The sequence below is a fragment of the Streptomyces sp. NPDC007164 genome (assembly GCF_040634135.1).
GTDB classification, from domain to species: Bacteria; Actinomycetota; Actinomycetes; order Streptomycetales; family Streptomycetaceae; genus Streptomyces; species Streptomyces sanglieri.
In genome coordinates this window covers 849,192-861,836 of sequence record NZ_JBEYFB010000001.1, presented here as the reverse complement: position 1 = coordinate 861,836, position 12,645 = coordinate 849,192, and the positions used below count along the sequence as shown (strand labels likewise).

Sequence of the window (12,645 nt, the reverse complement as noted above, 5' to 3'; positions counted from 1 at the left end):
AGGACGGCGGGAGGCCGCGGAGGGCCGCGGAAGGCGGCGGAAAACAGGGCGACATCCCGTGATCCGTGTACATAGCGTGGCTCGTATGGCTCTCGACATCCGCACGGTCACCGCCGCCGAGTTTCCCGACTGGCTGCACGCCAAGCACACCGGCTTCCTGCGTCCGCAGACGAGCACGGAAGAGGAGGCGGAACGACGCCTTCCGCACACCGACCTCTCCCGTACGCAGGGCGCGTTCGACGAAGGGCGGTGCGTGGCCACGTTCCGCTCCTTCGCCCAGGAACTCACGGTCGTCGGGGGCGCCGCGGTGCCGGCCGACGCGATCTCCAACGTCACGGTGTCGCCCACGCACCGCCGCCGCGGTCTGCTCAACCGGATGATGGCCACGGACCTGGCGGCGGCGAAGGAGCGCGGCGAGGTGGTCGCCACGCTGATCGCCGCCGAGTACCCGATCTACGGCCGGTACGGCTTCGGCCCGGCGACCTGGACCACCCAGTGGGAGATCGACGTACCGCGGGCGGGCCTCGACCCGCACTGGTCGGGCCCGCCCGAGCGGGACGGCGGCCGGATCGACCTGGTGAGCGGCGCGGACGTACGCAAGCTGGGCCCGGCCCTCCACGACCGGCTGCGCGCCCGGCAGCACGGTGTGATCGACCGCGACGCGCGCTGGTGGGCCGTGAACACCGGAGAGGTCCGGCCGGGCCCCGGAGCGCCGGGTTCCGAAGCCTGGGCGGAGCCCTTCTACGCGGTCTACAGCAACGCCGCCGGCGAGGTGGACGGCCTGACCGTCTACCGCGCCGACGGCAGCTGGGGTGACTCCAAGCAGCCGCTGAACCGGGCCACCGTGGCCGGCCAGATCGCCGTCACCCCGGCCGCCGAGCGCGCACTCTGGCACTTCGTCTGCTCGATCGACTGGATCACCACGGTCCGCTCCGGCCACCGCGCCCCCGACGACCTGCTGCCGCTGCTCCTCCCGGACCCGCGCGCGGCCCGCGTCGTCACCCAGGCGGACTGGCTGTGGGTGCGGATCCTGGACGTCGTACGCGCCCTGGAGGCCCGCAGCTACGCGGTGCCCGGCACGCTCACCCTCGACATCCACGACACCACGGGTCTGACCGCCGGCCGCTACCGCCTGGAGGCCACCCCCGTCGGCGCGAGCTGCACCCCCACCACAGCCGGCGCCGATCTGGCCCTGGACGTAAGGGAGTTGGGCACCCTCTACCTGGGCGACGAATCACCGTTCCGGCTGGCTGCCCTGGGCCGGATCGAGGAGCTCACGCCGGGCGCGGTCGCGACGGCGGAGGGGATGTTCCGGGCGGGGCGGCGGGCCTGGTGCCCGGATGTGTTCTGAGCCGGAGCCGCCCGCGTGAGTGATCCACGAAACTAGGATGGGAGCCGAGGGCGGGACGTCGCACGGGCGGGGGGCTCGTGGGCCGGGCGGCGATGGGCACCACCCGGAAAATGGGGTTCAGGTGACTGAGAAGAACGGCTCGTCGGGCGGTACGGGCCTGCCGGCCAGCATCGAGGCCGCCTGGGGGCTGCGGGCGCGGCCGGTCAAGGGCCCGAAGCCGGGGCTGAGTCTGGCCCGCATCGTGGACGCCGCGGTGGCGGTGGCCGCGGCGGAGGGGCTCGGCGGGGTGTCGATGGGACGGGTCGCCAAGGACCTGGGGGCCTCGACGATGTCGCTCTACCGGTACGTGTCCGCCAAGGGGGAGCTGTACGTACTGATGCAGGAGGCGGCGATGGGCCCACCGCCCCCGCTGCCCGAGCCGGCCGGCGGCGCCGGCTGGCGGGAGGCACTCTCCCGGTGGGCGTGGGCGCAGCGCCGGGTGTTCCACCGCAATCTGTGGATGCTCCGCATCCCGGTCTCGGGACCGCCCGCCAGTCCGAACTCCGTCGCCTGGTGGGAACAGGGCCTGAAGGCCCTCGAAGGCGCGGGTCTGGACGCGCGCGACGAGATCTCCGTCATCCTGCTCGTCAACGGGTTCGTACGGAACGAGGCGCTGCTGATGAGTGATCTCGCGGCCGCCGTCGAGGCGCGCGGCGTCCCGGCGCAGGAGGTGGCGGACGGACACACCCGCACCCTGAACCGGCTCGTCGACCCCGTACGCCATCCGTCGCTCTCCCGGGTGCTGGACGCCGGGGTGCTGGGGGCGCCGCGCGGGCCCGACGAGGAGTTCGCCTTCGGGCTGGAGCGGGTGCTGGACGGGATCGAGGCGCTGGTGGAGGCGCGGGCCGAGCCGGGCGGAAGGCGGGTGCGGCCGCTTCCCGAGGTCAAGTCCGGTTGAGGTCGGGAGCGTACGCTTCGTGGTCATGGACGGAGAGAAGCCCGGGAACGAGCGGATGAGCCTGCGGGAGCGGAAGAAGCGGCTGACCTACCAGGCGGTCTCCGAGGCCGCGATCGCGATGTTCCTGGACCGGGGCTTCGACAAGGTCTCGGTGGCCGAGGTGGCGGCGGCCGCCGACATCTCGAAGCCGACGCTCTTCCGGTACTTCCCGGCCAAGGAGGACCTGGTCCTGCACCGGTTCGCCGACCACGAGGACGAGTCGGCCCGGGTGGTCGCCACCCGGGCGGAGACCGAATCCCCGCTGGACGCGCTGCGCCGCAACTTCCTGGACGGGCTGGAGCGGGGCGACCCGGTGACCGGGCTCTGCGATGTGCCGCAGGTGCTGGCGTTCCAGCGGCTGCTGTACGGGACGCCGTCCCTGGTGGCCCGCCTGTACGGCTACCAGAGCCGCTCGGAGGCGGCGCTCGCCCGTGCGCTGGGCGACCGGGTGGCCGACCGGCTGGCGGCGGGCCAGATCGTCGCCGTACTGCGCATCCTCGCCCTGGAGAACTGGCGGCGGATCGACGCGGGGGAGAGCGCGCGGCAGGTGTACGCGGACGCGGTCGAGGCGGCCGAACTCGCCTTCGTGCAGCTGCGGTCGGGGCTCGGGGAGCAGTGGTAGCTCAGGAGACCCGGTCGTCCTCGGCGTGCAGCACCGCTTCGGCGATCTCCCGCACCCGGTCCCGGGTGATGCCGGTGCGCTGTTCCACGGCGAGGGGGTGGTCGGTGGGCTCCAGCTCGATGCTGGGGCGGCGGCCGATCGGGCGGGTGTGGGCGTTGGTCCGCAGGTTGGTCGTGCGGGGCGAGTACAGCCCCAGCTCGGTGCTCAGCCAGCCGAAGTACGGCTGCTCGGACTCGCGGCCGGGGGTCTCCCACACATCGAGGGCGCGGGCGAAGTTCTCCCGGCTGAGCGAGACCCAGACGCCCCAGGAGAAGGGCTCCTCGCTGCCGGACACGGGTATCTCGATCAGGCCCTTGATGAAGTAGTGCTCGTGTCTGACGATGCACTGGTCGCAGGAGAGCATGCTGTCGGGGTCGCTCTCCAGACTCGCGTCCCAGACGTCGGGTGCCATGGTCGAGTACCCCATCGGGAGTTCCGCGTGGTGTTCGCCGCAGCGGGAGCAGATGTAGCCGGGGTCGATAGCCATGGGCGGGATCCTAACGAGAGGCTCTGCGGCCGTGGTCGGACTGCCGTCTGCTTCCTGCCGTCACCGATCGCTGTCGGGGGTCGTGCCCTTGAGCACGTCCTCGCGTACCGCGGCCCATTCCAGGGAGTGGCGGATGCCCTCCGTCAGTGAGTACCGCGGCCGCCATCCCAGCAGCCGCTGCGCCCGGTCGCTCCGGGTGTACGCCCCCGCCGCGTCGCCCGGCCGCGCCGCCGCGTCGACCGCGGGGACGGGGGTGCCGGTCACCTCGTTGAAGGCGTCCAGGAGTTCGCGCACGGTGGTGCCCGTGCCGGTGCCCAGGTTGATGACCACGGAACCGGACCCCGGCTCCCCGCCCCGCTCGGGCAGGAGGGTGTCGAAGGCGCGGAGCGCGGCCACGTGTGCGGCGGCCAGGTCCCAGACGTGGACGTAGTCCCGGATGCCGGAGCCGTCGCGCGTCGGGTAGTCGGTCCCGGTGACCCGGAACGGGACGCCCTCCTCCCGGGCCTGGATCATCTTGCCCAGGGCGTGGCTCGGGTGCCGCAGTTGCAGTCCGGTGCGCAGCTCCGGGTCCGCGCCGACCGGGTTGAAGTAGCGCAGGGACACCACCCGCAGCGGCCCGCCGGCGGCGATGTCGGCGAACATCGCCTCGCACACCGCCTTGGTGCGCGCGTACGGGCTCTGCGGGGCGAGCGGGGAGTCCTCGTCGACCGTCAGATCCGCACCGGCGGCGTAGATGGAGGCGGAGGAGCTGAAGATCATGCGGGTGCAGCCGTTGCGCAGCAGATGGTCCGCGAACTCCAGGCTCTTGGACACGTTGGCCCGGTAGTAGCCGACCGGGTCGGCGACCGAGTCCGGGACCACGATCAGCGCCGCGCAGTGGACCACGGCATCGATGTCCGGATGCTCGGCGAAGACCCGGTCGATCAGGGGACCGTCCGCGATGTCGCCCTCGTGGAAGGACCGGCCCTCGGTGAACTCCCGTCTGCCCGTGACCAGGTTGTCGAGGACGACGGGAGTGATTCCGGCGTCCGCGCAGGCGGACGCGACCGTGCTGCCGATGTACCCCGCGCCTCCGGCGATCAGGACCTTCATGCGGTGTCCGCCTCTCTCGCTGAGCTCGTGAAGTGATCGTAGGCCGAAGCGAGGGACGGGAATCGCGTCGCCCGCGTCCGGGCGGCGGCCGAAGAGGCCGCGCCCCCGCCGGACCGTACCGGGACGGATGAGCCCGGCACGGTCCGGCGGAAGTGCCGCCGGGGCGGTACGGTCCTCAGCCGCGACGCCCGAGCAGCGCCATGTCGTCCTCGTCCAGGACCAGGCGTCCGGCGGCCATGTTCTCCTCCAGGTGGGCGAGCGAGGCGGTGCCGGGGATCTGCACGATCGAGGGCGAGCGGGCCAGGCCCCAGGCGATGGCCACCTGGTGCACCGTCGCACCGTGCCGCTCGCCCACCTTCCGGAGGTTCTCCTGACCGAGGTCGGTGTGACCGCCGCCGAGCGCGAAGAACGGCATGTACGCGATACCGGCGTCCGCGCACTCGTCGACGAGCGGGGCATCGCCCTGGTCGAGCACACCGAAGCGGTTCTGCACGGCGGCGACCGGTGCGATCGAACGGGCCTCCGCGAGCTGCCCGCTCGTCACATTGCTGACGCCCAGCTGCCGGATCAGCCCCTCCTCACGCAGCGCCGCCAGCACGGCGAAGCGCTCACCGAGCGAATCGACGGCACCGCCGCGCAGCCGGCCGACCCGCAGATGCACCAGGTCGAGGGTGTCGACCCCCAGGGTCTCCAGATTCCGCTCCACCTCCGCGCGCAGCTGATCGGGGCGGGCCTCGGCGTACATCTCGCCGGTCTCGTCCCGCAGCGGGCCGACCTTGGTGGCGATGGTGACGTCGGAGGCGTACGGGTACAGGGCCTCGCGGAGCAGGTCGTTGGCCCGATGGGTGGGGGAGAAGTAGAAGGCGGCGGTGTCGATGTACCGCGCCCCCAGCTCGACGGCGCGCCGCGTCACGGCCACGGCCTTCACCGTGTCGCCGGCCGGTCCGCTCCACCGGCCCGGCAGCTGCATCGCCCCGAAGCCGAGCCGCGGGATGGTGACGGTGCCGCCCAGTTCGAAGTCGCCGGGGCCCGAGGCGCTGTTGGTGGCGGTGGCATTGACGGTGGTGCTGGTGGTGGATGTGGGACCGGAGTCCGGGGTCGGTTCGGCAGATGAGGAGGTCATGGGGCGCAGCATCGCGCCCGTGGGGCCGGATTGCCACATCCATTTCTTCCTCCGCCGGCGGGAGGGGCCCGTCAGCGTGCGTCGCGCAGCCGAAGCAGGTACGTCGCGGTCAGCGCGACGGCGCGGTCCTCGTCGTGCGACAGCTCCACGAGGGCGCGTGACGCCGTTGGTCCCGGGATGCCCGCCAGTGCCTGGGTCAGCCGTCCGCGCGCAGGTGCTTCGCCGGTGTCGTGGGCGAGGCGGTTGACGAGCCCGGTCGCGATCCGGTCCGCCGTCGCGGTGCCGTCCGCCGCCAGCACGCTCAGCGCATCGGCCGCGTCGGTGTCGTTCCTTCCCGCCGAGATCATGTCGATGAGGGTCGGGACCACATCGGCCGCGCCTCGCGTCCCGAGTGCCAGCGCCGCATACCCGCGGACCACGGCGTCGGGGTGCGTGAGGGCCTCCCGCAGCAGCGTGGCCGCCTCGTCGCCGGGCATCTCGGCGAGCGACCGTACGGCACGCTCCCGCACCGCGGCCACCGGTGAACCGAGGCCCTTCGCCAGCAGTGCCGGGCCGCCGCCCGATCGGGCCAGCGCCCACCGGATGGCTCCGGCGACGTTCGGCTCCGTCTCGCTCAACGCCGCCTCGACCAGGGCCTCCACCGGCACCGGGACCTCGTCGACCGAGGAGAGGGCCGCGCGCTGACGCGCGTCGGGGCTCTTCGACCCCAGCGCCTGGAGGAGCGCGACGACCTGGAGGACGTCCTCCCAGCCGGCCGGGTCCGCGGCGTCGATCCGGCGGAGCCGCGTGAGCAGTTCGGTCTCGGCCGCGATGCGTTCGCGCGTCTGACGGATGAGGTCGCCGACGAGCGCCGAGGGTACGAAACCGGGATCGTCGAGCGCGCGCCCGATCTCACGGAGCGTCAGCCCCAGCGACCGCAGGCTCTCGACATGGAAGATCCGCCGGATGTCCTCCTCGGAGTACTCCCGGTACCCGGAACCGGTACGGCCCGAAGGCCGCACCAGCCCGAGCGACTCGTAATGCCTGAGCATGCGGGCACTGACCCCGGACCGCCGCGCCACCTCACCGATCAACACGCCCTATCGTCCCTCCCGGCCGGACCCGCCGAGGGCCACGACGCGCTTCGCCTCCTCGATGGCGAACTCGAACCCGGTGTCCGGGTCGCGCAGCAGCCGCCGGGTGGCGAGCGCGTGCGCGTGCGTGCCCGGGTCGGGGGATGCCGTCGCCGCGTGCAGGGCCGGCACGATCACTTCGCCGAGCGCGATCAGCGCCCGGCTGAGACTCAGCTGCGTCTCCCGCCGGCCACGCCCGAGCTGTGTCGCCAGCACCGCGGCCAGGGCGGACTCCTCGCCCTCCGGTACGAGTACGGCCGCGGTCCGCCAGGCGCTCCGCGCCACCTCGTCGTCGGCGTCGGTCAGCAGTGCCCGCGTGATCACCGGCCACGCCCGCCGGTCCCCGATCTTGGACAGCGTGTGCAGCGCCTGACTCCGTGCCTGCGCGTGCTCCGAGCGGACTTCGAGGACCAGCGGGGGGAGCGTCAGGGACACCGGGTGGCGGGTGAGCGCCCAGGTCAGCATGTCGCGGACGAAGAACTCGGGCTCGATCGCGCAGCGCTCGACGAGCTTGTCGACGAAACGCGGGTCGGGCGCCGTACCGACCGCCATGGCGGCCCGCAGCCGCACGGACGCATCACCGTCCTCCAGCGCCCCGAGCGCCCGCACCACATCCGTGTCCTGTTCCGTGATCGCCATCAGGACCACCTCCTCGGCAAGCAGTGAAGGCCCTGTCACAGTGTCAAGGTCAAGCGGCGTCCGCTGCGCACGGGACGCCCATAGGAATTCCCTATGGCGTCCGCTGGTATTTCGTCTTTGCCTCTCGCTCTTTTCCGTACGTACCTTGAAACAGCTCGGTGAGGCGGTCACTTTCCTCATTCCGCCGGGCGGACGACTATGCGATCGAGAGGACCGGTGGCATGCCCACAATCGGAAATGGATCGGGAACGCGGGAATTCGAGGGGAAGCGGGCCCTGGTCACAGGTGGTTCCCGCGGTATCGGAGCGGCCGTGGTGCGCCAACTGCTGGACGCGGGCGCCGAGGTGCTCACGACCGCCAGGTCCGCGACGGGCACGGTGCCCGAAGGGGCCTCCTTCGTGGCGGCCGACGTGCGGACGCGGGCCGGGGCGGAGACGGTCGCCGAGGCCGTGCGGGAGGGGCTCGGCGGGGTGGACATCCTGGTCCACAACGCGGGCGGGGCGCGGCCCCACGCAGGCGCCCTGGCCATCCCCGACGAGGAGTGGCAGGACGCGCTGGACCTGAACTGCCTGGCGTCGGTACGGCTGGACTCGCTGCTGGTCCAGGGGATGCGGGAGCGGCGTTCGGGGATGATCGTGCACGTCTCCTCGGCCGCGGTCCGCACCCCCGTGGGACCGTTCCTGCACTACGTGGCGGCGAAGGCGGCGCTGGAGACGTACAGCAGGGGGCTGTCCCTGGAACTGGCCCCGTTCGGAGTCCGGGTCAACACCGTGACTCCCGGCAGGGTCGCCACCCCCGGCGGCGAAGAGACACGGGAGCAGTGGGCGCGCCTGGACACGGCGCCGGGCCAGGTCGGCGCCGACGCCACCGTCCCGCTGGGGCGCGACGGCCGGCCCGACGACATCGCGGACGCGGTGCTGTTCCTCGTGTCCGACCGGGCGGGCTGGCTGACCGGGAGCAATCTAGTCGTGGACGGCGGTGAATTCCCGAGGGGCTGACGTAATTCCCGAAAGGCTGGCGTAATTTCCGAGGGGCTGACGTAATTTCTGAAGAAGTGGCGTGAATTCCCGGGGGAATTCGGCGGCGCCCGTCCCTTTCCGGTCCTCAGGCGGCCGGTGAGGAGAAAACGGAACCGGACCAGGTCTCCTTGCGCAGAAGTTCGAGCAGGGCCGATTCCGCCGGGCCCGCGCCGGGCCGGACCACGGCGATGACGGGCTGGGACACGGCCGGGAACACCGGGCGTGCCAGGTGCTCGTGACCGTGGGGCACCGCGGAGGCCGGGACGAGCGTCACCCCCAGCCCGTGGGCGGCCCAGCGCACGGCCGTCGCCGTCTGGGACGCGCGGGCGGCCGTGGCCGGGGTCAGATCGTTCTCCCGCAGTACGTTCAGCAGCACGCCGTCGAGCGCGCTGTCGCGGTCGAACCGCACCCACGGCTCCCCGTCCAGTTCACGCAGCTCGACCCGGTCCGCGGCGAGCTGCCGGTGTCCCGCGCCCACCACCACGACGAACTCCTCGTCGCCGAGGTGGTGGGCGTCGGCGGGGCTCCGCTCGCACGCCGCCATCAGGGCGAGACCCAGTACGCCCCGGCGGCACAGCCGCTCCAGCTCGGCGGAGCTCGGCTCCTCGAAGACGGTGACCTCCAGCCGTGGGAAGCGGCGACGCAACGCGCCGAGTGCACCAGGCAGTTGCCGCGTACCGAAGCCCATCTGGACGGCGACCACCAGTTCGCCCACCAGCTCGTCGGCGCCGGCCCGCGCCGTGGCCCTCGCCCGCCGAGCCGCGCTCACCGCGGCCTCGGCCTCCCGAAGGAACGCGCGGCCGACCACGGTGGGCACCAGCCCGGTCGGCGTGCGGGCGAACAGCTCCACGCCGAGCTCCCGCTCCAGGCCGCGGATCTGCTGGGACACCGATGGCTGAGCGACGTGCAGCAGCTCCGCGGCCGCCGTCACCGAGCCCTCCTCGGCAACGGCCAGGGCGTACTCGAACTGACGAAGGCTCATCGGCTCCCGCCCCCCCGTCGTCGTCATCGCTGTAGTAGCAAGGAACCCGGTGCCGCCGCCGAAGATTCCCGACGGCCGGACGATCTGGGCCGCCCGGCAGCCGGGTCAGGCGTGGAGTTCGGGCGGGAAGCCGGTCCAGCGCAGTTCCGCGGGCAGGTGCCCCATGTCGTTGTGGAACAGCACGGTGGACGGCCTGCCGGGTGCGTAGCGGATGACCGTCAGCGCCGCGTTGCTGTGGTTGAGGCCCAGCCAGCGCCACTCGGGCGCGTCGAGGGCGGCCCGGACCAGCCAGCCGATGAGGAAGTTGTGCGTGACGACCAGTTCATGGCGGGGGCGGTCCCCGTCGACCGTGCCGGTGAATTCCGCGAGTGCCTTCCGGGCCAGCGCCGGACCGGGATCGCGCTCCTCCTCCGGGACCTGGGCCAGGAAGCCGAGCAAGGCGTCGGCCGCGTCCGCCGGCAGCTCCTCCTTCGTCGGCAGGTAGGGGACGTAGTCGCCGGCCAGCTCCGTCCGGTGCAGCGGGACGCCGTCGAGCTGTGCGCCGATCAGCTGGGCCGTCTGCTGTGCCCGGGGCAGCGGCCCGTGGTGGATCACCGAGAGCGGGGCGCTCCGGAGCCGTTCACCGAGCAGAACGGCCTGGCGCCGGCCGCTCTCCGTCAGGGTCGTCTCATCCGCCGACGCTTCCCCGTGCCGAGCGAGGTAAAGGTACCGAGCGGCTGTGTCCGTCATGTCGCGTGTCTCCGTCGCCATTCGTGATCTCGTATGTCAGGGATGGACGCGGAGCTCTTCGCACATAGTTCCGTCGTAGTTCCGCCATGGTTCCGTCGCGGCTGTCCCTGTCCGGTCCTGCTCAGGTTGAGACAGTGTGAGTTTCCGACCCGGGGCGCCTCGGTCCGAGCGGAATGCGGGCAGGCGGAACGCGGACAGGGGGAGCGGCGATCAGCAGTACGGCGAACAGAATGGGGGCGGCCGTCTGGTACCCCAACCAGACTTCACCCCCGGCGCCGCTGCCCTGTCGCGCCATCAGAAAGCCTGCCAGAGCCGCCAGCACCCAGCCGCTGTCGTAGGCGAGCATGAGCCGGGTGTACGTGCGCATCGACCGACTGCGCGTGTATCCGATCTCGATGCCGCCGCCGATCAGCAGGGCCACGCCCGAGAGGGCCATCAGCCAAACCGGCGTGCCGAGTAACCGGCCGAGCGGGGCAGCACCGGCGATGCCGACCGCGCCGAGCAGCACCTTGAAGGCGCCATCGGCGACGGCGCCCACCGTCTGACGGGTCACCCGCGATGCCACGACCTGGGCCATGTGCGTCCTCCTCGAAACTTGTCCCCACCAGTTCCGTAATGAGATTACGGTAATAATGAAGCTATGAGAATGACGAGAGCGGAGGCCAAGGAGCGCAACCGTCGCGCCCTGCTGGACGCCGCGTTCCAGGTCGTATCCCGGGACGGGTACCGGGCCAGGCTGGAGGAGATCGCCGAACGCGCAGATGTGACCACCGGCGCCATCTACTCACTGTTCGGGAGCAAGAACGGCCTGGTGGTCGCGGTGGTCGCCGACTACCTGCGGCCGCACTACGAAGAGATCGAGCGGGCGGTTCCCGCTGGACTCGGTCTGTTGGAAGCGGTGGACGCCTTCGCCCGGCAGTACCGGCGTATGTGTGACGCCCCGGACGCGCTGCCTCGCCTGTCCCTCCAGATCACCCTGCTGGACATGGCCCTGCACGACCCGGACCTGGGGTCCCGGCTCGCCGAGTCCATCCGGGCGCAAGAGGCCCATCTGATCGCGGTGTTCACCGGAAGGTCGCACAACGGAGGCACCGTGACGCCGCAACAGGCACAGCGCCTGGCCACGGCGCTCAGGGCGCTGTTCGTCGGCCTCGGCCAGGGCATCCCTCTCGGCCTCGCCCCTGGCGCCGACGAGCAGTTCTTCGCCGACACTGCCCGCGCCCTGGCATCCGGGATGTCCCTCGTCGATCACGACGCGGACACGTCGTGAGGTGCAACTCGAAGTGCATGCCGCTCCTTCCTACTGCCGGAGCTCCATGACGTCGGCGACCACGCAACTGGTGTTGTCGGGGCCGCCGGAGCCGTTGGCGAGGGCGATGAGTTCGCGGGCGGCCTGCTCGGGCTCCCCGGTGTCGGTGAGCACCCGGTGGATTTCTTCCGTCGGCACGACGGCCGACAGGCCGTCGGAGCAGAGCAGGTAACGGTCTTCCTGCCGGGCGTCGTGGAGGCGTACGTCGGGGGTGCCGTCGGCTCCCCGGCCCAGGGCTCGTATCAGCAGCGACCGCTGAGGGTGGGAGGCGGCCTCTTCCGGGCTGAGACGTCCTTCGTCGACCATCGATTGCACCATGGTGTGGTCCTGCGTGATCTGGAACAGCTCTCCGCCGCGCAGGAGATAGACGCGGGAGTCGCCGATGTGGACGAGGGCCAGCTGTGATCCGGTCCAGAGCATCGCGGTGAGAGTCGTGCCGGCTTCCTCGGAAGACGGGGCGGTCCCGGCGACGCGATGCACGGCTTGCTTGGCCTGGTCGATGGCGTCTTCGAGGACGTTGAGGAGATCGCCTGCCGGGATGCCGTCCGTTTCGAGGCGTTTGAGCGCGTCGACGGCGGCCGCGCCGGCGGGGGCCCCTTGAGGGCCGAAGCCGTCGGCGACGGCGAGCAAGCGGGATCCGGCGTAGGCGGTGTCCTGGTTGCTCTCGCGGACCAGGCCCTTGTCGGACAGAGCGGCGTAACGGATTCCCAGAGGCTTGGCGGTCGGAGACATGGCGGGGTCCTTCCAGGACAGATGGCCGATGAGGAAGGAAGCGAGATCTCGCCGTGCGGCGGTGTCGGCCTCGACCTGAGCCCAGAACGCGCGGACCTCTTGGGCCGCCTCGTGGGCTTCCAGTCCGCAAACGCCCTGGATGCGCGCCAGCGGCATCCCCAGGCGGCGAAGCCAGGCGACGAGCCGGGCCTGCTCCAGCTGTTCCGGGGCGTAGAAGCGGTATCCGGTCGTGGGGTCGATACGAGCGGGGGCCAACAGGCCGAGTTCGTCGTAGAGACGCAGCGCCTTCGGTGACAGCCGGGACGCCTTCGCGAACGCCCCGATGGTCAGCAACCCCATGCTCGCTCCTCCTCATGCCGGGCACATTGCCCGGCCCCACCGATGCTGTGGCTTCCCCCAGGGGGAAGGTCAACGATCGGGGATCGGCCGCTGT

At 71.7% G+C, this 12,645-nt stretch carries 14 protein-coding genes; 5 read left to right on the top strand and 9 right to left on the bottom strand.

Annotated elements, in window-relative coordinates:
* Positions 1 to 85: 85 nt before the first annotated feature.
* The 3 genes from ABZ622_RS03970 (at position 86) to ABZ622_RS03960 (ending at position 2,949) form a co-directional block, all read left to right on the top strand.
* Positions 86 to 1,351, top strand: coding sequence for a GNAT family N-acetyltransferase (locus tag ABZ622_RS03970; RefSeq protein WP_360540033.1), 1,266 nt, complete (start codon positions 86 to 88; stop codon positions 1,349 to 1,351).
* A 121-nt stretch (positions 1,352 to 1,472) separates the two neighbouring features.
* A complete protein-coding gene (locus ABZ622_RS03965) occupies positions 1,473 to 2,288 on the top strand; it encodes a TetR/AcrR family transcriptional regulator (protein ID WP_360540031.1) in 816 nt (271 codons plus the stop codon).
* A gap of 25 nt (positions 2,289 to 2,313) precedes the next feature.
* Complete coding sequence (locus ABZ622_RS03960; protein WP_360540029.1) at positions 2,314 to 2,949, top strand: TetR family transcriptional regulator; 636 nt, start codon at positions 2,314 to 2,316, stop codon at positions 2,947 to 2,949.
* Between the two features lies 1 nt (position 2,950).
* On the opposite strand, the gene ABZ622_RS03955 is transcribed toward ABZ622_RS03960, so the two are convergent.
* The 5 genes from ABZ622_RS03955 to ABZ622_RS03935 all read right to left on the bottom strand — a co-directional run bounded on the left by ABZ622_RS03955 (position 2,951) and on the right by ABZ622_RS03935 (position 7,441).
* A complete protein-coding gene (locus ABZ622_RS03955) occupies positions 2,951 to 3,415 on the bottom strand; it encodes a DUF2199 domain-containing protein (RefSeq protein WP_360540279.1) in 465 nt (154 codons plus the stop codon).
* Positions 3,416 to 3,535: 120 nt separating this feature from the next.
* Positions 3,536 to 4,567: a UDP-glucose 4-epimerase GalE gene (gene galE, locus ABZ622_RS03950; RefSeq protein ID WP_360540027.1), complete on the bottom strand. Its 1,032-nt coding sequence runs from the start codon at positions 4,565 to 4,567 to the stop codon at positions 3,536 to 3,538.
* A 175-nt stretch (positions 4,568 to 4,742) separates the two neighbouring features.
* A complete protein-coding gene (locus ABZ622_RS03945; RefSeq protein WP_360540025.1) occupies positions 4,743 to 5,690 on the bottom strand; it encodes an oxidoreductase in 948 nt (315 codons plus the stop codon).
* A gap of 71 nt (positions 5,691 to 5,761) precedes the next feature.
* A complete protein-coding gene (locus ABZ622_RS03940) occupies positions 5,762 to 6,766 on the bottom strand; it encodes a MerR family transcriptional regulator (RefSeq protein ID WP_360540023.1) in 1,005 nt (334 codons plus the stop codon).
* Between the two features lie 3 nt (positions 6,767 to 6,769).
* Complete coding sequence (locus tag ABZ622_RS03935) at positions 6,770 to 7,441, bottom strand: HEAT repeat domain-containing protein (protein ID WP_360540021.1); 672 nt, start codon at positions 7,439 to 7,441, stop codon at positions 6,770 to 6,772.
* 221 nt (positions 7,442 to 7,662) lie between these two features.
* Between ABZ622_RS03935 and ABZ622_RS03930 the strand changes: the two genes are divergently transcribed.
* Entirely contained in the window at positions 7,663 to 8,439 is a 777-nt protein-coding gene (locus ABZ622_RS03930; protein WP_360540019.1) for an SDR family oxidoreductase, read from the top strand.
* A gap of 106 nt (positions 8,440 to 8,545) precedes the next feature.
* Here ABZ622_RS03930 and ABZ622_RS03925 read toward each other — a convergent pair whose 3' ends face one another.
* From ABZ622_RS03925 to ABZ622_RS03915, 3 genes are all read right to left on the bottom strand, one after another.
* Positions 8,546 to 9,442 carry a LysR family transcriptional regulator gene (locus ABZ622_RS03925; RefSeq protein ID WP_360540017.1) on the bottom strand — a complete coding sequence of 299 codons (897 nt, stop codon included), beginning with the start codon at positions 9,440 to 9,442 and terminating at the stop codon, positions 8,546 to 8,548.
* Between the two features lie 105 nt (positions 9,443 to 9,547).
* Complete coding sequence (locus tag ABZ622_RS03920) at positions 9,548 to 10,171, bottom strand: histidine phosphatase family protein (protein ID WP_360540015.1); 624 nt, start codon at positions 10,169 to 10,171, stop codon at positions 9,548 to 9,550.
* Positions 10,172 to 10,292: 121 nt separating this feature from the next.
* Entirely contained in the window at positions 10,293 to 10,748 is a 456-nt protein-coding gene (locus ABZ622_RS03915) for a hypothetical protein (protein ID WP_360540013.1), read from the bottom strand.
* A 69-nt stretch (positions 10,749 to 10,817) separates the two neighbouring features.
* Between ABZ622_RS03915 and ABZ622_RS03910 the strand changes: the two genes are divergently transcribed.
* Positions 10,818 to 11,441, top strand: a complete 624-nt coding sequence (locus tag ABZ622_RS03910) for a TetR/AcrR family transcriptional regulator (RefSeq protein ID WP_360540277.1) — start codon at positions 10,818 to 10,820, stop codon at positions 11,439 to 11,441.
* 30 nt (positions 11,442 to 11,471) lie between these two features.
* On the opposite strand, the gene ABZ622_RS03905 is transcribed toward ABZ622_RS03910, so the two are convergent.
* A complete protein-coding gene (locus ABZ622_RS03905; RefSeq protein WP_360540011.1) occupies positions 11,472 to 12,551 on the bottom strand; it encodes a MerR family transcriptional regulator in 1,080 nt (359 codons plus the stop codon).
* Between the last annotated feature and the right edge of the window lie 94 nt (positions 12,552 to 12,645).